Source organism: Microvirga yunnanensis, from assembly GCF_025460875.1.
The window spans coordinates 1-19,559 of the sequence record NZ_JAMXFI010000155.1 but is presented as its reverse complement, the minus strand read 5'-3'; the positions used below and the strand labels follow the sequence as shown (position 1 = coordinate 19,559).

The 19,559-nt window shown below is 63.6% G+C and carries 19 protein-coding genes; 11 read left to right on the top strand and 8 right to left on the bottom strand.

Features of this window, described 5'->3' with window-relative positions; genetic code table 11:
* Nucleotides 1-282 precede the first annotated feature (282 nt).
* Complete coding sequence (locus NF876_RS39080) at nucleotides 283-861, bottom strand: NADPH-dependent FMN reductase (protein ID WP_262273238.1); 579 nt, start codon at nucleotides 859-861, stop codon at nucleotides 283-285.
* Nucleotides 862-1,092: 231 nt separating this feature from the next.
* Between NF876_RS39080 and NF876_RS39075 the strand changes: the two genes are divergently transcribed.
* Both NF876_RS39075 and NF876_RS39070 read left to right on the top strand, forming a co-directional pair.
* Nucleotides 1,093-1,509, top strand: a complete 417-nt coding sequence (locus NF876_RS39075) for a response regulator (RefSeq protein ID WP_262273237.1) — start codon at nucleotides 1,093-1,095, stop codon at nucleotides 1,507-1,509.
* 114 nt (nucleotides 1,510-1,623) lie between these two features.
* The gene (locus NF876_RS39070) at nucleotides 1,624-2,949 is read left to right on the top strand and encodes an NAD(P)/FAD-dependent oxidoreductase (RefSeq protein WP_262273236.1); all 1,326 of its coding nucleotides are present in this window, start codon (nucleotides 1,624-1,626) and stop codon (nucleotides 2,947-2,949) included.
* 3 nt (nucleotides 2,950-2,952) lie between these two features.
* Here the strand turns inward: NF876_RS39070 and NF876_RS39065 are convergent, their stop codons facing one another.
* Nucleotides 2,953-3,909: a LysR family transcriptional regulator gene (locus NF876_RS39065; protein ID WP_262273235.1), complete on the bottom strand. Its 957-nt coding sequence runs from the start codon at nucleotides 3,907-3,909 to the stop codon at nucleotides 2,953-2,955.
* A gap of 203 nt (nucleotides 3,910-4,112) precedes the next feature.
* Between NF876_RS39065 and NF876_RS39060 the strand changes: the two genes are divergently transcribed.
* The 9 genes from NF876_RS39060 to msrA all read left to right on the top strand — a co-directional run bounded on the left by NF876_RS39060 (nucleotide 4,113) and on the right by msrA (nucleotide 12,840).
* Nucleotides 4,113-4,604 (top strand): cupin domain-containing protein, encoded by a 492-nt coding sequence (locus NF876_RS39060; protein ID WP_262273234.1) that lies wholly within the window; start codon nucleotides 4,113-4,115, stop codon nucleotides 4,602-4,604.
* 76 nt (nucleotides 4,605-4,680) lie between these two features.
* Entirely contained in the window at nucleotides 4,681-5,943 is a 1,263-nt protein-coding gene (locus NF876_RS39055; RefSeq protein WP_373696781.1) for an MFS transporter, read from the top strand.
* 142 nt (nucleotides 5,944-6,085) lie between these two features.
* Nucleotides 6,086-6,910, top strand: coding sequence for a 3-hydroxybutyrate dehydrogenase (locus NF876_RS39050; RefSeq protein WP_262273233.1), 825 nt, complete (start codon nucleotides 6,086-6,088; stop codon nucleotides 6,908-6,910).
* Between the two features lie 10 nt (nucleotides 6,911-6,920).
* Nucleotides 6,921-8,183, top strand: a complete 1,263-nt coding sequence (locus tag NF876_RS39045) for a patatin-like phospholipase family protein (protein ID WP_262273232.1) — start codon at nucleotides 6,921-6,923, stop codon at nucleotides 8,181-8,183.
* 67 nt (nucleotides 8,184-8,250) lie between these two features.
* Entirely contained in the window at nucleotides 8,251-9,333 is a 1,083-nt protein-coding gene (locus NF876_RS39040) for an alpha/beta fold hydrolase (protein ID WP_262273231.1), read from the top strand.
* Nucleotides 9,334-9,466: 133 nt separating this feature from the next.
* The gene (locus NF876_RS39035; protein WP_262273230.1) at nucleotides 9,467-10,291 is read left to right on the top strand and encodes a 3-hydroxybutyrate dehydrogenase; all 825 of its coding nucleotides are present in this window, start codon (nucleotides 9,467-9,469) and stop codon (nucleotides 10,289-10,291) included.
* A gap of 135 nt (nucleotides 10,292-10,426) precedes the next feature.
* A complete protein-coding gene (locus tag NF876_RS39030) occupies nucleotides 10,427-11,251 on the top strand; it encodes a cytochrome b/b6 domain-containing protein (protein ID WP_262273229.1) in 825 nt (274 codons plus the stop codon).
* Complete coding sequence (locus NF876_RS39025; protein ID WP_262273228.1) at nucleotides 11,241-12,017, top strand: molybdopterin-binding protein; 777 nt, start codon at nucleotides 11,241-11,243, stop codon at nucleotides 12,015-12,017. The genes NF876_RS39030 and NF876_RS39025 overlap by 11 nt, the downstream gene beginning before the upstream one ends.
* Nucleotides 12,018-12,090: 73 nt before the next feature.
* On the top strand, nucleotides 12,091-12,840 hold the full coding sequence (msrA, locus tag NF876_RS39020) for a peptide-methionine (S)-S-oxide reductase MsrA (RefSeq protein ID WP_262273227.1): 750 nt from the start codon (nucleotides 12,091-12,093) through the stop codon (nucleotides 12,838-12,840).
* An 86-nt stretch (nucleotides 12,841-12,926) separates the two neighbouring features.
* On the opposite strand, the gene NF876_RS39015 is transcribed toward msrA, so the two are convergent.
* The 6 genes from NF876_RS39015 to NF876_RS38990 all read right to left on the bottom strand — a co-directional run.
* Complete coding sequence (locus NF876_RS39015) at nucleotides 12,927-13,874, bottom strand: LysR family transcriptional regulator (protein WP_262273226.1); 948 nt, start codon at nucleotides 13,872-13,874, stop codon at nucleotides 12,927-12,929.
* A 328-nt stretch (nucleotides 13,875-14,202) separates the two neighbouring features.
* On the bottom strand, nucleotides 14,203-15,078 hold the full coding sequence (locus tag NF876_RS39010) for a DUF2182 domain-containing protein (RefSeq protein WP_262273225.1): 876 nt from the start codon (nucleotides 15,076-15,078) through the stop codon (nucleotides 14,203-14,205).
* 17 nt (nucleotides 15,079-15,095) lie between these two features.
* The gene (locus tag NF876_RS39005; RefSeq protein ID WP_262273224.1) at nucleotides 15,096-15,740 is read right to left on the bottom strand and encodes a DUF1326 domain-containing protein; all 645 of its coding nucleotides are present in this window, start codon (nucleotides 15,738-15,740) and stop codon (nucleotides 15,096-15,098) included.
* Nucleotides 15,741-16,160: 420 nt separating this feature from the next.
* A complete protein-coding gene (locus NF876_RS39000; RefSeq protein WP_262273223.1) occupies nucleotides 16,161-16,709 on the bottom strand; it encodes a response regulator in 549 nt (182 codons plus the stop codon).
* Between the two features lie 127 nt (nucleotides 16,710-16,836).
* A complete protein-coding gene (locus tag NF876_RS38995) occupies nucleotides 16,837-18,972 on the bottom strand; it encodes a hybrid sensor histidine kinase/response regulator family protein (protein ID WP_315975121.1) in 2,136 nt (711 codons plus the stop codon).
* A gap of 339 nt (nucleotides 18,973-19,311) precedes the next feature.
* A partial coding sequence (locus tag NF876_RS38990) for a CorA family divalent cation transporter (RefSeq protein ID WP_315975120.1) occupies nucleotides 19,312-19,559 on the bottom strand: 248 nt, incomplete at its 5' end.

The window sequence follows — 19,559 nt, the reverse complement described above, 5'->3', positions numbered from 1 at the left end:
GCCAAACTATGGAGCGCCAGTTTTGACATGTCCCGGCAAGACCGAGACCAGGTGAAAATCCCGCGGGCCTTGCTCAATCGCCTCACTGAGGCCGCATGCTTCCCCGCCTGAAAGGGCCAAACTCCAGATGAGATCCAGCAGGCAAGGGGTCGGCACCATTCTGACGGCGCACCTATATCACCGGCGGCACAGGAAACACGGATGCGCCAACGGTCCTACGGCCTTCCTCACTCCTGTCTTGTGGTCCACCGCCCACCCTCACCGCACGGTCGGTAGGAAGCGTCAATACGGCGTGCCTTCAGCACGCTGGCGCCGCAGGGCCTCGGCGTACCACACCAGCTCGTCGACAAAGCGGGTGGCGGCCTTGTCGAGCCACGCCACCTCCGGATGTCCGTCCGATGTGAGCGCCGTACCGATCTCGGGAATCGGCAGCAGGGATGGGATACTGGGTGTCCCAAGCTCGCAGAGCATCGCCCGCAGCTGCATGGCAGCCCTGACGCCGCCGAAGCGCCCGCCCGAGTAGCAGACGATGGCGGAAGGCCGCCAGGAATACTCCTCCAGAAAGTGATCCAGCGTGTTCGACAGGCCAGGCGGAATGCTGTGGTTGTACTCTCCGGACACGACCACGAAAGCATCCGCGCGTCGGAAGAGTTCAGCAAGACGCTCGAGAGTCTCGGGGGCCTCTCCCTTGGGATATTCCTTGTACATGCGGTCGAGCAGCGGCAGCTTCAGCTCGAGCGGGTCCACTAAAGGCGCCACGGCCCCTCGGGTCTCCAGATGACGAAAGATGAAGCGGGCAGCCTTGATCCCTTGGCGGTCGGAGCGAACCGAGCCCAGGATCACGGGTATGAGAAGAGCCATTTCGTCCTCCTGGCGATTAAAGCAGGGCTGTGATGGCACCATTTGCGGATATCCGCCGCATGATTAGTCTCACGAGAGACATCCTACCCGTCTGCTGCCGGAAGTGCTCATACCCAGTTTCTATCGACATGACAGGTAACGGGCATTTCATCTCATGCATCTCGCCTGCCATCATGCTCGTATCCGACGCTTCCGGACTCGACCGGCGGACACTGGCACCAAGAGGCCTTCATGAGCACCAACGAGCACGACCGCATTCTCATCGTTGACGACAATCCGATGTTCTGGGAGGCCCTCGTGAAGTGGCTCCGGGCCGCCGGTCACGATGTCATCACGGCCGAGAGCGGCGAGCAGGCCTTTGTCATGCTTCGGGATTGGCAGCACCCCATCGGCTGGCTCTACACCCGGGCAAGCCTCCCCGGATTGATCGACGGCTGGATCCTGGCCGATGAGTACCATGATGCCCATTCCGGTCGTGCCGTCGTCGTCGCGGCTCCGCAGGCCCGGTCATCCCGTGCCGGCGACATTATCCTCGGCCAACCAACACCCGCGGCCGTGATGGAGGTCCTGCGCCGTCAGATGAACATGCACAGGAGCCTGCCAATCGCTGCCGATGCTAACTCGCGCCAGCAGCGGCGTGCCGCCTGATGCCATATTCGGAGTGGGGCAGATAGCCATTAGGCATGGAGCTCATAGAGAGGTGATATTTCTGTTTCTCGAAGCCACCTGGGACAATCGCCGTCATTTCCTCAGGAGGATCCCATGACGGAACTCTCCAATGCCCCCAAACGGGCTCGTGTCGTGATCGTTGGCGCAGGCTTCGGCGGTCTGACGGTGGCGAAGGATTTGGCCCAGGCACCAGTCGACCTGACGATCATCGATCAGCACAACTATCACCTGTTCCAGCCCCTGCTCTATCAGGTGGCGACGGCAGCCCTCTCACCGGCTGATATTGCGTCGCCGATCCGCACGATCCTCAACGGACAGCGGAATTCCTCCGTGATGCTGGCAAAAGTGACGGGCATCGACACGATGTCCGGGGAGGTGATGGCGGGAGACCGTCGGATTCCGTTCGACTATCTCGTTCTCGCGACCGGCGCCCGGCACGCCTACTTCGGCCATGACGAGTGGGAAGCGTTCGCGAAAGGAGTTAAGACAATCGACGATGCCACGGGCCTGCGGCGCAAGATCCTGCTGGCCTTCGAGAAGGCCGAATTTGAACCAGACCCGGAGGAGCGCAGTCGCCTTCTCACATTTGTGGTGATCGGTGGCGGCGCGACAGGGGTTGAGGTTGCGGGAGCCATCGCCGAACTGGCCCGCAAGGCACTTGCAGCCGATTTCCGCTCGATCGATCCGGCACACGCCCGCATCATCCTGATCGAGGCAGGTCCTCGCCTCCTCCCGGTCTTTGAGGAGCATCTCTCCGAGGCCGCAAGGCGTTCCCTGGAAGACCTGGGGGTCGAAGTCCGCGTCTCCACGATGGTGACCGGCTGTGATGAGACGGGTGTGATGCTTGGAGACACGCGGATCGAGGCCAGCACCATTGTCTGGGCCGCGGGCGTGCAGGCCTCACAGGCGGGTCAGTGGCTCAAGGCCGAGGCCGACCGGGCTGGCCGGGTCAAAGTCGCGCCGGACCTCAGCGTCCCGGGTCATCCAAACATCTTTGTCATCGGCGACACGGCCCACGTGCTCGACATGGACGGCAAACCACTTCCGGGCGTTGCCCCTGTGGCGAAGCAGGAGGGCAAATATGTCGCCAATCTGATCCGAACGCGCGTTTCCGGCAGCGATCTCCCGCCCTTCCGCTATCGCGACCCGGGATCGCTCGCCACCATCGGCCGGAAGAAGGCGGTGGTTCAGTTCCGCAGGCTCCGCCTTAGCGGCTATCTGGCGTGGTGGCTCTGGAGCTTGGCCCATATCTACTTCCTGATCGGCTTCCGCAACCGGCTGGTCGTGGCGATGAACTGGGCTTGGACCTATGTGAGCTTCCAGCGCGGCGCACGCCTCATCACCGGTCCCGATCCGAAGCCCGAGTCTGGCGCTCAAGGTGCCGAGGTCACGAGGGAATGTCTGAAGGGAGCGGCATAGCTCTCACTGAGCCAGCTCAGGGGATGGCTGCTCGACAGCTATCCGCTTCTTCTCGACACTTGCTGCAATCGCGGGTTGGCCGAGCCAACGGGCCTGCATCGCCTCTTTGACCAGGGCGCCGACTGCGGGGGAATGCGGACGCCCGCGGACCGTGACAAGGTTCACCTCGCGCCAGAACTCGGGATCGACCATGGGACGGCAGACCACCATGGGATGCTTGGCGCACCTTTGCGTCATGAAGCCAAAGCCGAGACCGGCTGCGATCATCGCCAGGATCCAGTCGTCCCTTTCGCTCCGGTACACAGTTTCGCAGCCCTCGAACCCATGCTCGCGCCAGAGCGCCCCGGCATAGCAGTAGAACTCGCAGTTAACCCGGTTGAGATAGCGATCACCCGTGAGGTCGCGTGGGCGGATGGTGTTGCGCTGTGCTAAAGGGTGATCGGGCGACACCACAATCATGAACTGTTCCCGGAACAGCGGCATGTAATGTAATCGCTCATCCGGCTCCTGCCCTGGGATGCAGTAGATCGCCACCTCGAGGTCCCCGTTCAGGAGCCGGCTCTCCAGCTGAGCCGCGCTGGCGTCGACCACCTCAAGCTCAATTCCCGGGTGCCGCAACTGCAGACCGCTGACCAGGTCAATGAGTTCATCTGGCTGGATCGTGCACATCACCCCGAGTCGCAGTCTGGTTTTCTTCAGTTTGGCGAAGTCGAAAGCCTGCCGTTTGGCTGCCTCTGTCTGGGCATAGACCTGCTCGAGATGCGGCTTCACCATGCGCCCCAGTTCCGACAGGTGGGTGTTGGTCCGCTCGCGATGGAATAGAACGCCCCCAAGTTCCTCCTCGAGCAGCTTGATTGCTCGGGTGAGGGAGGGCTGCGCGACATTGCAGCGCTCGGCCGCCCGCGTGAAGTTGAGATCTTCGCAAACGGCGAGGAAGTACCGGATCTGGTGCATTTCCATTGGGATCCTCCCCATGGGCTGATCGGTGGCATTCTCAGACTACCGCCGATCGGTCCGCTGCGGTGATAGCTTCTGGCTATGGAATCAAGGCTCACTCGGCATTTCCAATCCGTTCTGGCCTGACCGACCATGAGGCTACCGCATCGCGCCGGCTCCACCTGGTTGCCTCCATCTGGGCGCAGCGGAACAGAGGAGACATGGATATGCTGAACCAAATTCGAGGCCGCTCTATGCTCCGGACCGGGCTCTGCGCGGCCACCCTCGTGGCCGGTGCCATTCTTGCCGCCCCGGCAAGCGCCGGGGAGTGCCCGGCGGATAAAGTCAGCCCCGGCGTCCGAACCTCCGGCGAGACGAAACCACAGGGTGTCACGGATACCGTCCTGGCGTCGGTCGACCTGTCCAAGGAGAAGGTGAACCTGGCCGATCATCAGCTGCGGACCCGGAAGCTCGTCATCCAGCCCGGCGGCGTTGTGCCCTGGCACAGCCACGAGGACCGGCCGGCCCTGATCTACGTCGTCTCGGGCACGATCGAGGAATACGCCAGCAACTGCTCCGTGCCAATCGTCCACAAGGCGGGCGAGGTTTCGGTCGAGAAGAGCGGCGTGCAGCACTGGTGGAAGAACACCAGCAAGGCCCCGGTCGTGCTGCTGTCCTCTGACGTGTTCCACAACATGGCGGACCCACACATGATGTGACGGGTCCGGCTGCTTCGGCTGGTGCTCGGCCTATCGGACCGAGCACCAGACTACCCTCCTGCGACGGGAGACGATGATGACAGCGTCCAGCCAAGACCGGGCCATGCCGATGCACGGCCATCATGCCGGCACGGTCGAACGGACTCTTCTGATTGGCCTGATTGCCTTCCTGACGGTGGTCGATCTGTTCGGCACTCAGGCCATCCTGCCGGCGTTGGCCCGAAGCTATGGCGTGACGCCGGCGGCGATGGGCTTTGCCGTGAACGCGACCACGATGGGCATGGCGGTCGCTTGCCTGGGCGTCGCTTACTTCAGCCATCGCATCGACCGCAGGCGCGGCATTCTGATCAGCCTCACGCTGCTGGCGATCCCGACAGCCCTGCTGGCGGTCGCACCCAACCTCACGACCTTCACGGTGCTGCGGATCGCTCAGGGGCTATGCATGGCGTCCGCCTTCACCCTCACCCTCGCCTATCTGGGCGAGCATTGCAGCGCCACGGATGCCGGCGGCGCCTTCGCGGCCTACATCACCGGCAATGTTGCCAGCAACCTCTTCGGCCGGCTTCTGGCGGCGGGGCTTGCCGACCATCTCGGCCTGCCGGCGACCTTCCTGTCCCTGGCGGGCCTGAACCTGCTCGGCGCCGTGATCGTCTATGTCTGGCTCACGCAATCCGCGATGATGATAGATCAGGGCGAGCCTGACCGGTCACCGTTCTCCGTCTGGGCCGAGCATCTGCGCAACCCGCTTCTGCGCCCCAGCTTCGCCATCGGCTTCTGCATCCTGTTCGCCTTCATCGGCACCTTCACTTACGTGAACTTCGTGCTGGTTCGCGAGCCGATCGCGATCGGCCAGATGAGCCTCGGCCTCGTCTACTTCGTCTTTGCGCCTTCCATCGTCACCACCCTGTTGGCCGGTCGCACGGTGCAGCGGTTCGGGACCCGGCCCACCTTCTGGGGATCGCTGGCCGTCGCAGGTCTCGGCCTGCCCCTCCTGGTCGTGCCGAGTCTCCCTGCGATCCTGACCGGCTTGATGCTTGTGGGCGTCGGCACCTTCTTCGCCCAGGCAACCGCCACAGGGTTCGTCAGCCATGCGGCCACGACGGACCGGGGCTCTGCGAGCGGCCTCTATCTCGCCTCCTACTTCTCGGGCGGGTTGGTCGGCAGTGCGATCCTGGGCCAGGTTTTCGACCGGTACGGCTGGGCGGCCTGCGTCGCGGGCGTCGGTCTCTCGCTCCTGGCGGCCGCACTCCTTGCTGTCCAGCTGCGACCTGCGTCCGAGGGGCCTGCGCCCGAGGCAGGGCGCAATGTTCCACCCCCGTCTCCGGCCGCGGTCCAATAGGCGCAGGCGGGGGGCTCGATAGCGAGTCTCTATCAATACGACAGCGAACCGGCATTTCGGATCCGAGCCTCTCGCTGCCATCGTCGGAGGGCCGGATACCAGCCACCGGAACGTATCACGACAACCCTGCAGGAGGATCATCATGAACGTCGCCCTCACCCAACCAGCGACCGGTTCCGCGAGAGTTCTGGACGGCAAGGTCGCCATCGTCACCGGCTCCACCAGCGGGATCGGGCTCGGGATTGCCCGCTCGTTCGCCTTCGCCGGCGCCTCGGTGGTCCTCAACGGCTTCGGCAAGCCGGACGAGATCAACACTACCCTTGAAGGCTTGCAGAACGAGACAGGCAGCAAAGCCGTCTATTCGGCCGCCGATATGACCAAACCGGACGAGATCGCCCGCATGGTCAATCTTGCCCTGGAGAGCTTCGGTCGGCTCGATATCCTGGTGAACAACGCCGGCATCCAGCATGTCAGCCCCATCGATCAGTTCCCGGTCGAGAAATGGGATGCGGTCCTGGCGATCAACCTCTCCTCCGCCTTCCACACCATCCGTCTCGCCCTGCCGGCGATGCGGCGGCAGGGCAGCGGCCGCATCATCAACATCGCCTCGGCACACGCCCTCGTCGCGTCGCCGTTCAAATCCGCCTATGTGGCGGCGAAGCACGGCATCGTCGGCCTGACCAAGGTGGTGGCTCTCGAGACGGCGGAGCAGAACATCACCTGCAACGCCATCTGCCCAGGTTATGTCTTCACCCCTCTGGTCGAGGCTCAGATCGAGGGGCAAGCGAAGTCGCATGGCATTCCACGCGAGCAGGTCATCCGGGACGTGCTCCTGGCGCAGCAGCCCAACAAGCGGTTCGCCACTGTCGATGAGATCGGCGCCTTTGCGACTTTCCTCGCCAGCGACGCCGCGGCCTCGATTACCGGTGCTGCGCTCCCGGTTGATGGCGGCTGGACCGCCCACTGAGGAGGACGCCATGCTCAAACACGTCACACCTGATGTCCTCAAGGCGGACAAGGGCTCCGATGCAGCAGTGATCAGCGAACTCGAGCGGGCGGGAACGCCCCCTGACGCGATCACCGAGCAGCGGCTCCCGGACGTCGTACCGGCCCGCCGGCGACGCATCCCGAAGGAGCTCGGCCAGATCGTCCTCGTGCTGCAGGGCGGCGGCGCACTCGGGGCGTACCAGATCGGCGCCTACCAAGCACTGCATGAGGCCGGCGTCGAGCCCGACTGGGTGATCGGCACCTCGATCGGAGCGATCAATGCCAGCATGATCGCCGGCAATGCCCCGGAGGATCGGATGGAGCGGCTTCAGGAGTTCTGGAGCCGCATGCAGCACAGCCCGTGGATAGAACTCCTTGGGGCGTGGCCTCTCGTGGGGCCGCTGGCCACGAACCTGACCACCATCACCCAAGGCATTCCGGCCTTCTTCAGGCCGAACCTGCCGGCTTTTCTGGGTCTCCAGGTGTCCCTCGGATCGGAGACCGCCGGCTATTACGACACCTCGCCGCTGGCCCGGACCCTGACCGATCTCGTGGATTTCGACCGCATCAACGGTAGGGAGACGCGTCTCACGGTGGGAGCCGCCAATGTGCGCACCAGTGAGATGCGTTACTTCGACAGCCGCGACATGGATCTCGATATCCGGCACGTGATGGCCTCCGGCGCCCTGCCCCCGGCTTTCCCGGCCATCCGGATCGATGGCGATCTCTACTGGGACGGCGGCATCCTGTCGAACACGCCGGTCGAGGCCGTGTTCGATGACAACCCGCGGAAGAATTCGGTCATCTTCGCGGTCCACATCTGGAACCCGCAGGGGCCCGAGCCAGACACGATCTGGCAGGTGATGGGTCGGCAGAAGGACATCCAGTACTCCAGCCGCGCGGTCAGCCACATCGCCCGGCAGAAGCAGATTCACCGGCTGCGCCACGTTATCGCCGAGCTCGTGCGCCGGCTACCGGACAAGGAGCAGAAGACGGCGGCTGTGCGGGAGCTGGCGGCTTACGGCTGCCTGACCCGCATGCATGTCGTCCGCTTGCTGGCGCCGCCGTTCGAGGGGGATGACCACACCAAGGACATCGACTTCAGTCCGCGCGGCATCCGCCGCCGCTGGGAGGCGGGCTATGCCGACACCAGCCGGGTTCTGGAACTGGCGCCGTGGTCGGGCGAATTCGATCCGGTCGAGGGTTTCATCCTGCACGAGGCTCGGCCCGGTATGATGATGACAGCGGCCTGAAAAGCAGTCAAAAGGGAGCCGATGGTCGAAACCGATTGGCTCGACCACTCCGCAAAGGCATGTGGCCATGAAGGCTGAGCCTCCCCTGTGGAACCCATGGCTGTGGCCGGTCGTGGCGGCTACCTGCGCGGGCGAGGTTGCCCTGAACGCCGTCCGGCAGGCCCTCGTCGGCGCGGGCCCCGTCGAGTCCATCGGACAGGAGCCGGCTTGGACAACGCCGAACCGGGTCCGCCTGGACCTGCCCACCCTCCGGGTCCGTGAATTCTCGCACGATCCGGGAGGCTTGCCCACGTTGGTTGTGGCGCCCTTCGCGCTGCATGGCGCCACCTTGTCTGATCTCGCTCCAGGGCACAGCCTGATCGAGAGCCTGCTGCGGGAGGGCTTGGCCCAGGTGTGTCTCGTCGAGAGCAAATCGGCAACGACATCGATGCGCTTCCTCTCGATCGACAGTTATCTGGCCGACTTGGTGGTGGTGGTGCAGGACCTTGGGGGACAGGTGAACCTGATCGGGCTGTGTCAGGGTGGATGGCTGTCGCTGATGCTCGCAGCACGGTTCCCCAAGATGATCCATAGTCTTGTTCTGGTGGGCTCGCCGATTGACCTTGACGCTGCGCCATCACACCTGGTTGCGGGCACACGGGCGACCGCCCCGACGATCCTCGAAGGTCTGGTTCATTCTGGCGACGGGCTGATCGTAGGCTCTCGTATGCTGGGGGTGTGGGGCGCCGCCCCACCTGATCGTCCGACAACGCAGCAGGTCCTGCAGGTTGGTGCGGACATCTGCGAAGATTTGGTTGAGCGCTATCGGCACTGGCATCAGTGCCCGATCAATCTGCCAGGGGCCTTCTACCTCCAAGTCGTGGAACAGTTGTTCCGACGTAATGAGCTGGCCAAGGGCGAGTTTCGGGCACTTGGCCAGCTCCTTGATCTCTCCGCCGTCAAAGCGCCGCTGTTTCTTCTCGCCGGTCGGGATGATGATGTCACGCCTGCGCCTCAGCTGCTTGCGGTTCGAGACCGGGTCGGCACTCCCGCGCGAGAGATCCGGACAGCCGTCGCACCTTGTGGTCACCTGTCGTTGTTCATGGGTGCTCGGACGCTGCGGCACGAGTGGCCACAGATCGCGGGGCACATGCAGACGCTTAGTCCATAGCTGGAGTCCTCAAGGCCTTCATAGCGGCCAGCTATCGAGATGAAAGCCGGATGGCATTTCCGTTCGCGATGTCGCCTGCTCAATATTAGCCTGGAAAGGTTGGAACTGACCAAGCTGCCGCAGGAGAACGGTCATGGACATTGAAGTCTCCCGTCGCATCACGGCCACGAGAGGAATGCTGGACGATAAGGTGGCGCTGATCACCGGCTCGACCAGCGGGATTGGCCTTGGCGTTGCACGCTCATTTGCCTCTGCCGGAGCGTCGGTGGTTCTCAACGGCTTCGGCAATTCCCAGGAAATCAACGACACCCTTGAGGGACTGCAGCGTGCGACCGGCAGCAGAGTGGCCTACTCCGCGGCCGACATGGCTAGGCCGGACGAGATTGCCGATATGGTAAACTTGGCGATCGAGACGTTTGGCCGGCTGGACATTGTGGTCAACAACGCCGGCATCTTCCATGTCGGCCCAATCGATCAGGTTCCGGTGGAGAAATGGAATGCGGTTCTGGGGATCAATCTCTCCTCCGCTTTCCACACCATCCGTCTCGCCCTTCCGGCCATGCGCCAGCAAGGCGGGGGCCGCATCATCAACATCGCCTCAGCCCTTGCCCTGGTGGGCGCACCTCTCACATCCGCCTATGCGGCGGCCAAGCACGGGATCGTAGGCCTGACCAAGGTGGTCGCGCTCGAGACGGCTGAGGACAACATCACCTGCAATGCGCTTTGCCCCGGGAACGTCTGGACGCCCCTCGCCGAGGCGCACATCGCGGAGCAGGTTAAGACGCATGGCCTCCCCCGCGAACAGGTGATCCGGAACATCCTTCTGGCCGAGCAGCCGAACAAGCGCTTCGCCGTGGTCGAAGAGATCGGCGCCTTCGCGACATTCCTGGCGAGTGACGCCGCTGCTTCCATCACCGGCGCCGCCCTGCCCGTCGATGGCGGCTGGACGGCTCATTGAGGAGACAACGACCAATCCTGAATTTCGGCACCTTGGCGCCTGCGGTCACACAATCGTGTTGCGGTCTGTGCATCAGCGCATCCGGATCGGGTGTACCTTGACCATCGTATGGAGCCATCGCAACGGGAGACGACCATGGTCGAGCAACCCACGGCTTCCATCCGCCGGCACTCCATCACGGTCCGCGTGACCCATTGGATCAATGCCGTCTGCCTGCTGGTCCTTCTGATGAGCGGCCTTCAGATCTTCAATGCCCATCCGGCGCTCTACTGGGGCCAAGCCTCTACATTCGATCACCCGATCCTGGCCCTGACGGCAACCGGCAGCGATGAGGCCGGCACCAAGGGTGTCACCCAGGTCTTAGGACATGCTTTCGACACCACGGGCTTTCTCGGCGCCTCGACCGGGCCTGGAGGACAGGTCTGGGCGCGTGGTTTCCCATCCTGGATGACGGTTCCGAGCTATCAGGATCTGTCGACCGGAAGGCGTTGGCATTTCTTCTTCGCCTGGCTTCTCGTGGTCAACGGCACGGCATACCTCCTTTACAGTCTCGTCAGCGGCCATCTGCACCGCGATCTCGTGCCGACCCGCCTGCAATTCAGGAAGATCGGGCATACGATCCGGGAGCACCTGCTCCTGCGGTTCCCGCGCGGTGATGAGGCCCGGCATTACAACGTGCTCCAGAAGCTGGCCTATCTGGCCGTCGCCCTCGTGCTGCTGCCGCTGGTGGTCCTCACCGGCCTGACCATGTCGCCCGGAATGAACGCCGCCGTTCCGGAGCTCCTGACCCTCTTCGGCGGACGGCAGTCCGCCCGCACGATCCACTTCCTGGCCGCATCCGGGCTGGTGCTCTTCGTCGTCGTGCATGTTGCGATGGTCCTGCTGTCGGGGGCCTGGAACAACCTGCGCTCGATGATCACCGGAACCTACGTCCTCCCGGGAGGCGCTCATGCGAACTGATCTTGAGCGACGCAGCTTTCTCAAACGGAGTGCCGCGTTGGCGGGAACTCTGGTGCTCGGCGGCTGCGATCGCCTGTCCGAAACGCCCTGGTTCCGGCAGATCCTGGAAAGCGCCGAGAGCGCCACCTCGCGGGCACAACGGTTTCTGCTGGGCTCGGGCCCGCTGGCCCGCGAATATACGGAAGCGGATCTCTCGCCGGTGTTCAGGGCGAATGGCTCGACCTCGGTCGACGACTTCGATTACCAGACCCTCGCCGAGAAACGCTTCGCCGATTGGCGGCTGCAGGTCGACGGCTTGGTCGAGCGTTCGCAGCAGCTCTCTCTCGCTGAGCTCCGGGCCATGCCCTCGCGCACGCAGATCACGCGGCATGACTGCGTCGAAGGCTGGAGCTGCATCGGCAAATGGACAGGCGTCCCGCTGGCGCATGTGCTGGAACAGGCCGGGGTGCAGGCCCGGGCACGCTATGTCGTCTTCCGCTGCGCCGACGCGCTGGAGCCGGAGGCGGGTGTCAATGGGCAATATTACGAAAGCATCGGCTTTGAGGACGCCTATCACCCGCAGACGATCCTGGCCTACGACATGAACGGCCATCCTCTCCCGATCCCGCATGGGGCGCCGCTGCGGCTACGGGTCGAACGTCAGCTCGGTTACAAGATGGCCAAGTACGTCATGCGGATTGAGCTCGTGGAGAGCCTTGCGGGGATCGGTCTTGGCCGCGGCGGCTTCTGGGAAGATCGCGGCTATGAGTGGTACGCAGGCATCTGACCGGCGTTCTTTGTCATTTCGGCAAACACCGCCGGTTGGGCCTGCCATGTTTCGGGTTTTGAAGGAGCAAGCAATGTCATCGAACGCAAGTGTCAACAGGCTCGCTACAGCTCTTCATCGGCATCTGAAGAAGACAATCGGTGGGCCGGCTCTGGTGGCTGCCGTACTCGGATTCGGGCTCTGGCGTTTGTTGGATCTGTCCGCCAATGCAGCGGTCATCATCCCATCACCGTCCATTGATGAGCCACTCGGCGCGGCTTCCGAAACCGTTGTTCTGGCGGGCGGCTGCTTCTGGGGTGTCCAGGGCGTGTTCCAGCATGTGAAAGGCGTGACAAGCGCCGTCTCCGGCTATTCCGGCGGAACTGCGGACACGGCGCAGTACGAGACCGTCAGCTCGGGACGGGCCGGCCACGCGGAATCCGTCAAAGTGACGTTCGATCCTCACCAGGTCAGTTTGGGCCGGATCCTGCAGATCTACTTCTCGGTGGTTCATGATCCGACGGAGCTAGACCGGCAGGGGCCAGATGTCGGATCGCAGTACCGCTCCGCGATCTTTACAGCAAGCGACGCCCAGCTCGAGGTCGCACGGGCTTACATCGATCAGCTGAATCGGGCCCGGGTCTTTCCAAAGCCGATCGTCACCACGGCGGACCGGCTGACCGGGTTCTATCCGGCTGAAGCCTACCATCAGGACTTTCTGACTCTGCACCCCCACTATCCCTACATCGTCATCAACGATCTCCCGAAGGTCGCTGATCTGAAGCAGCTGTTCCCGGACCTTTATCGCGACACCCCCGTTCTGGTCACAAAATCGGGAGCCTGAGGAGCAGTGGCAACGACGTCAGGCCGGGCCAGGGGACCCATGTCGGCCAATGACGTCGCTGGGTGGCACGCAGTACTGCCGACTCGTCAGCTCGGAATGGGCAGGTCGGCTGGTTCTGGCATATCTCTGGAACGCTCTACCGCCAAAGCCCGCTTGCCGAACCAACGCATGCTCATGGCCTCGCGTACCAGCGCCCCAACGGCCGGCGAGTGGGGTCGGCCCCGCACGGTGACGAGGTTCACCTCGCGCCAGAACTCCGGCTCGATGATCGGCAGGCCGACCACAGCCGGATGATTGACCGAGTTGGCCGGCATGAAGGCCCAGCCCAGGCCAGCCGCGACCATGGCTAATGTCCAGTCGTCCCGCTCGCTCCAATAGACGGCAGTGCATTTGACGTTCTGCGCCTGGAACACCGGATCGGCGTAGCCCGCAAACTCGCAGTTCGTGCGATGGATATAGCATTCGCCGTCCAGATCCTTCACCCGAATGGCGTTTCGGCTCGCCAGGCGATGGCGTGATCCGAGCGCCGCTACGATCTGCTCGCGAAACAGGGGAAGGACATGGAGCCGCTCGTCCGGCTCCTTTCCCGGAATGCAGTAGATGGCAACTTCCAAGTGACCTTGGAGGAGACGCTCCTCCAGTTCCCAGGCATTGGCGTCGGCCATCTTCAGCTCGACCCCTTCATGACGGGCCCGTACCGCACCGACGAGATCGACGATCTGATCGGGAGCGATGGTGCACATGATGCCGAGCTTGAGGGGCGTATGCGTCAGCTTGGCGAAGTCCCCTGCCTGGCGCTTGGCTTCCTGCATCTCGCGGTAGACCTGCTCCAGGTGCGGACGAACGATCCGGCCGAGCTCCGACAGATGCGTGTGGGCCCGCTCGCGATGGAAGAGCTCACCCCCGAGTTCCTGTTCCAGTTGCCGGATCGCTCGCGTCAAGGAGGGCTGGGCCACATGACAACGCTCGGCTGCATGCGTGAAGTTCAGGTCCTCGCACAGGGCGAGGAAATACCGCACCTGATGCATTTCCATGGCTCACGTCCTGCAAGCTTGGCCGTGTTCGGCTGGCGAGGGTCTGACCTATTTCCGGTTGAACTCTGCTCCATCAGGTTGGCGATGGAGAACGCGATCCGCAGGCAAGAAGCAAGTTACCTCACGAATACCAAGGCGATAACCGGCTCGATGTGCGAAAGGGCACCTGGATCGCGAGGTCGAGCCTCAAGGGGAGCGATCAGACCTACCGCCAGACGCAACACTCGCCGAAGAATGCCGATCTCCTTAGTTTTTCCGAGAAAGCGGTAAACTGAAGGACGCTCCCGTAGGGTCAACGGCCGAGAGAACGAGTGCTGGGCCGACGCTGTCAGGCGGCCATCCAGGACACCGGCAGGATTCCACCCGCGACAGTCAACCCGCCGGCAACGAGAGCCACGCCAATGATGGGTGAAAGACGCCAGCCCCAAGGGAGCACTTTCTCGGCGAAGACCAGCAGAGTCAGCAGCAGCATCCAGGCCAGGTTCATGACACCTGCGGCCACCAGAATCCCGAACAGGGCCCAGCAGCAACCAAGACAATACAGCCCATGCAAAACTCCCATCCGCAGAGCGCCGCCCCGCCCCTCACGCCAGTGGAGCGCCACGAAGGCCAGCGGCGAGCGGCAGTGGCTCAGGCATAGGCGCTTGAGCGGAGTCAATTGGTACAACCCGGCAACGATCAAGGTGCCCCCCAAGGCAAGCGGCGCCCAGTTGAACGAGCCCGTCGCGACCGGGGAGGAAGCCATGTCATGGCCCCATTGAACGACAGGGTAGACAACCCACCCGGCGAGCAGCCAGACCAGCCCATAGCCTGCAACGAAAATCCAGGTGGGAACGAGCACCGCCCGGTCCCGCCGAGCCTGGGCCTGGGCGAAGGTCAGGATCATCGGCGCGGCGGCCGGCAGCATCATCGCGGCCATCATGACGGTCCAGACCGCGACGAAAATGGCGGCTCCCGTCACCGACAAGCCGGCAGCGGGCATTCCCGCCATGGTCATCCCATCCATGCCGCCGGAAGGCGGGCTGCCAAGGACGGCCACGCTTGTCGGCCTCTCCACGGTGAGCGCCTGGTACAGGGTCAGCCCCCAGGCGCCGATTGTCAGCACAACCAGGGAAACGAGAAGCGACAGACGCGCGTGCCTGAGAAGACCGATCGTACTCTCGCCAGGGAAACGCTTGGTACGATTAGCGCCTTGTCCTGCCAAGCCGGCCTCCCTTGCGGCTAGGCCGAAGCCGGGCCGGACCAGTCGAACGGAATGTGCTTGCTCGACCGGCTCTCGCCGGTCCATTGGAAGCCGAATCCCTCCGTCTGGGCTTCGACCGACCGGCCCCATGTGGCGACCTGCCCTGGCCCGACTTCCGATCCTGGCGGATTGATCGTCTGGACGCGCTGCCCCGGCGGCGTAGTGGGCCCGGTCAGGGCTTCCGCCCGCCCCACGACCCTGCCCGGAATCTCGGCACGCCAGAAGCCCAGGTCGTCCGCGACCTCGAACGTGATCGGGACTAACTCGATACCCCGCAGCTCGCCGATCGTGGCGGCGAAGCTCGCGGGCCATCCGCCGGCCTGTCCCGAGAAGATGATCTGCAGCGCGTCGCGCTGCGGCTGATCGGCTTTCTCATCGATGAACAGGCCCATGGTGGCCTTCGCTTCGCCGGTCCATAGATTGCCCTCGAAAGCCCCCAGGGCGAGCAGGTTCAGGCCGTCGAGGCGGACGGGCCCGAAGTGACCGTTCCTGATATGCCAGGCGAGCAGGCCCTGGCAGGCGTTGTTGGTGGGGGCCTGAGCAAACTCACAGGGACAGGGAATGTCGCAACTGCAGATATCGAACCAGTCGCCGGACAGATGCCATTCGGGGATGGTGCTCATGGAACATCCCTCCTTGTATGCCACATGATACTCCCGAGGGGTGCGAATGTCAGGTACGGGAAATGTCCAGGATGCTTTGGGCCAAAGCCTAAGGACCAACTACCCGTGCTCCTATGGGCCTCTATTCGACCACCTGAGGGAAGGACTGTTCAGGGTCAACCTTTCACCTTCCGGCCGCCCAACGAACGTCGGCTCATGACCGCCGAAGCGGACCAAGTGCTTACGTCTCAGGAGTGCCAGGAGCGGTCCTTCCTCACCTCAGGATCCTGAGCAGTTGGGATCACATCCCATCAAGCATCCGACCGCTTCTTTGCAGGGATGAGTGGGTTGGCTAGCACAGCCCAGTCATATCGCGGCTTGGTTCGATCCTGAGAACAAGTTGCCCACGCTTTCAGACGGTAGAATAAGGTTGCGCTGAGGTCAGCTATTCTCAAGCATTTGCTGGATCTTCAGAGCCAGACTCTGAGCTGTGAAGGGCTTGGTAATCAGGTTGACCCCTTCATCCAGCCGCCCGTGGTGCACGATGGCATTGCGGGTGTAGCCGGTGGTGAACAGCACCTTCAGGTCAGGCCTCCGACGCAGCGCCTCGTCGGCGACCTTGCGGCCGTTCAGGGGACCGGTCAGCACCACATCCGTGAACAGCAGCGAGACCTCGGGATGTCGGTCGAAGAGCGCCAAGCCGCTCGGTCCATCAGCAGCCGCCAGCACGACGTAGCCGGCCTCCTCCAGAGCCGATACCGTGAACTCCCGCACCATTGCCTCGTCCTCGACGACCAGAATGCTTTCGCCATTCCCTTTCGGCAGCATGGCAGGATGGAAGGCGGCCTCGTCGCCCTTGTCCTGCTGGGATGCCCTCAGGCGCGGGAAATAGAGTTTGACCGTCGTGCCCTCGCCCAACTCCGAATAGATCGCCGCGTGCCCGCCCGACTGGCGCAGGAAGCTGGAGGGGGCAAACCACCTGGAAGGCATCGGCATTCCCCTCAGGCTGGACCACGTCCGTCTGCGCCAGGTCCTTGCTCGAACCGGGGAATGCCTGGGTGCAGGTCCATGCGATGCCGTCCCAATCTGCAGGTAGCGAAGCGCTCCAGATTAGGGGTTAATCAGCCCTGCGGAACGGCACCACGTTGACGGGCTCGCAGGCCGGCGTGACAACCGCCGCTATGGCACTTTCCAGTTCGTCCTGCCGGAACGGCTTGGCCAGCCGCGGAACAGCAAGCCCCCTCCGCTCCGGCAATTCGGCGTGGCCGCTGGCGAGCAGGATCGGCAGGGCAGGCCATTCAGCCCGGATCCGATCCGCCAGGTCCAATCCGGTCATGCCCGGCATGGCATGGTCTGTCACCACCAGGTCAATGGAAGGATCGTCCCGCAGAATCCGAAGAGCCTGCTCACCCGAGGAGGCCTGCACCACCCTGTGGTCGAGGTCCTCCAGCATGGCGGTCGTCCCGCTCATCACCAGGGGATCATCTTCCACCAGGAGCACCGTGCAGCTCCGATGCTCGGGGCGCAGCCTCGTGTCGTTGGCAGGGGCCGCAATGACCGTTGAGCCCTGTGGCAGCCAGATCTCGGCGGTCGTGCCCTTCCCCAGATGGCTTGTCAGCTTCAAGGTGCCGCCGGACTGGACGGCCAGACCATGGATCATCGAGAGGCCCAGGCCGGTCCCCTTCCCGACGCCCTTGGTCGTGAAGAACGGCTCGATCGCACGGGTCAAGGTGGCTTCATCCATGCCCATGCCCGTGTCACTGACCGCGACGCAGACGTAGGCTCCCGGGCTCAAACCGTGCCCGCTCCCCTCTGCCACTTCCTCCGTGCGGGCCGAGATGGTGATCGTCCCGCTGGTGGGCATCGCATCACGGGCGTTCACCGCCAGGTTCAGCAGCGCCATCTCCAGTTGGTTCGGATCAACCTTGACCGACGGCAGGCCAGCAGGGAATTGGGTGACGATCTCGATGCTCGGGCCCAGGGAGCGGGCCAGCAGGTCGGTCATGCCGGAGACGAGCTTTGGCACGTCGACCGCCTGTGGGGTGAGATCCTGCTGGCGCGAGAAGGCCAACAGCCGCTGGGTCAGGGCAGCCCCGCGTTGGGCTCCCTGAAATGCCCCCTCCAGCAGCCGTTTGGCACGCTCATCGTCTTGGATGCGCTTGCGCAGCAGTTCGAGGTTGCCGAGGATCACCGCCAGCAGATTGTTGAAGTCGTGAGCGATGCCACCCGTGAGCTGGCCGATGCTCTCCATCTTCTGTGCCTGCAGCAGGCGCTGCTCGGCCGTCAGGCGCTGTTCGCTCTCCTGCTGCAGCCGCACAAGAGCTGCTTGTTCGGCCTGAGCCCGTCGTAGCGCCAGCCAGGACACGAAGATGAGGGTGAGCGCCGACAGGAGTGCCACAGCCCCATAGAGAGCGAGATTGCGGTACCAGCGTTGAAGAACAGCGGCGGCGTCAATGCCAAAGGTCACATAGACAGGGTACCCGCTCACATGTCGATAAGCGTAGTACCGCTCGCGCTGATCGCTCGAGGAGACCGCAAACAGAACGCCCCCCTCGGGCTGGGCCGCGATGCTGCGCATGAGGACGTTGTCGGGTCCCAGGCGGCTGTTCGGGGATGGAACAGGGGATCGGGCCAGGATAGAGCCGTCTGCCCGGATCAGTCCTGCACCATGGGGACCGGGGGGAGCCGCCTCCTGGAAGAAGCGGCTGAAGTACTCCGGGCTGAGAGCCACGTGGATGATGCCATCAAAGTGCCCGTCCGGGGTCGAGCGGCGACGGCTGACCGCGAAGGAGGGTATGCGGGTGGCCTTGCCGTGGAACGGGGCGCTGATGTAGGTGCCGACATCCCGTCCCCGTTGCGCCTGGAACCACTCGCGCTCGCCGATGCTGACATTGGGATCCCACGGCTGGCTCCCGGCGCGCACATGCCCGGTCGCATCCGTGATCCAGATCGAGACCGCCTGCTCCAGGGGAGCCTTGATCCTCCGGAGAAAGTCGCTGGTCGACGGGGCCGAGATCTCGTCCCATGACATGCCATAGGTCCGATCCTCGACCCGCCCGATCACCAAGTCGACCGTGTCGAAAACTTTGCGGGCATGCTCGTGCAGGATGGCCGCCGTGCGGATGATGGTCTCCTCATTGTCGCGCAACACCTCCGCCCGGTTCCAGGCCGCCGCGGCCACAAAGACAATGACCGGAACAAGCAGGGAAGCGACCAGCAGCAGCCGGTGCAGACGAACGGAGGATGTCGACACGAGAGGGTCCAGACGGGATTTGTGTGGGAAGTCGGAGAGGCAAGGCTCTGACGAGCGCCGACGAAGCCGTTAGACGGTATTTAAGACCAAACAACGGCATAGCAAGTGCATGTTGCCTCACAAATAGCCCGGGGGCTCCACAGATCGTTCGCGGGCAAGCTTTTGCAGATATCGGGTCAAGAACGTCTCCGGCGGTCAGGACAGTGAAGTCCGCCGCCTTATTGGAACGTTTGGTTGCATAGGGAATGCTGCCCTTGGGCTTAGGTCACAGGATTGCCATTAGGGCCCTTTGACCCTCGAGCACTTGCTGGGCTGGGAGCAGTATTTCCGGGGCGCCCTTCAGATCCAGCCTCTGCGACGGGCCAGACCGGCCGCGATGCCGATGAAAGAACCCAAGGCGCCAATGACAACCCAGAAGCCCAGGACGCCGGTCTGGGTGTAGGGGATCTCGAAGTTCATACCGAACACGCCCGCCACCGCCCCAATCACACCCAGCATCACCGTGACGAAGGTCAGCCGCCGGACAAGGTCGTTGGTCGCCTCCGCGGTGCGGGTCGTGAACAGCTCAAACGAGCCGTTCACCAGTT

What these genes read in the sequence shown, in the direction of transcription:
- NF876_RS39055 (WP_373696781.1), top strand. Translation starts at nt 4,681, where the DNA reads ATGACAGCGTCCAGCCAAGACCGGGCCATGCCGATGCACGGCCATCAT.
- NF876_RS39015 (WP_262273226.1), bottom strand. Translation starts at nt 13,874, where the DNA reads ATGGAAATGCATCAGGTGCGGTATTTCCTCGCCCTGTGCGAGGACCTG.
- NF876_RS39035 (WP_262273230.1), top strand. Translation starts at nt 9,467, where the DNA reads ATGGACATTGAAGTCTCCCGTCGCATCACGGCCACGAGAGGAATGCTG.
- NF876_RS39005 (WP_262273224.1), bottom strand. Translation starts at nt 15,740, where the DNA reads ATGAGCACCATCCCCGAATGGCATCTGTCCGGCGACTGGTTCGATATC.
- NF876_RS39070 (WP_262273236.1), top strand. Translation starts at nt 1,624, where the DNA reads ATGACGGAACTCTCCAATGCCCCCAAACGGGCTCGTGTCGTGATCGTT.
- NF876_RS39065 (WP_262273235.1), bottom strand. Translation starts at nt 3,909, where the DNA reads ATGGAAATGCACCAGATCCGGTACTTCCTCGCCGTTTGCGAAGATCTC.
- NF876_RS39030 (WP_262273229.1), top strand. Translation starts at nt 10,427, where the DNA reads ATGGTCGAGCAACCCACGGCTTCCATCCGCCGGCACTCCATCACGGTC.
- NF876_RS39040 (WP_262273231.1), top strand. Translation starts at nt 8,251, where the DNA reads ATGAAGGCTGAGCCTCCCCTGTGGAACCCATGGCTGTGGCCGGTCGTG.
- NF876_RS39060 (WP_262273234.1), top strand. Translation starts at nt 4,113, where the DNA reads ATGCTGAACCAAATTCGAGGCCGCTCTATGCTCCGGACCGGGCTCTGC.
- NF876_RS39080 (WP_262273238.1), bottom strand. Translation starts at nt 861, where the DNA reads ATGGCTCTTCTCATACCCGTGATCCTGGGCTCGGTTCGCTCCGACCGC.
- NF876_RS39075 (WP_262273237.1), top strand. Translation starts at nt 1,093, where the DNA reads ATGAGCACCAACGAGCACGACCGCATTCTCATCGTTGACGACAATCCG.
- NF876_RS39025 (WP_262273228.1), top strand. Translation starts at nt 11,241, where the DNA reads ATGCGAACTGATCTTGAGCGACGCAGCTTTCTCAAACGGAGTGCCGCG.
- NF876_RS39050 (WP_262273233.1), top strand. Translation starts at nt 6,086, where the DNA reads ATGAACGTCGCCCTCACCCAACCAGCGACCGGTTCCGCGAGAGTTCTG.
- msrA (WP_262273227.1), top strand. Translation starts at nt 12,091, where the DNA reads ATGTCATCGAACGCAAGTGTCAACAGGCTCGCTACAGCTCTTCATCGG.
- NF876_RS39000 (WP_262273223.1), bottom strand. Translation starts at nt 16,709, where the DNA reads ATGCCTTCCAGGTGGTTTGCCCCCTCCAGCTTCCTGCGCCAGTCGGGC.
- NF876_RS39045 (WP_262273232.1), top strand. Translation starts at nt 6,921, where the DNA reads ATGCTCAAACACGTCACACCTGATGTCCTCAAGGCGGACAAGGGCTCC.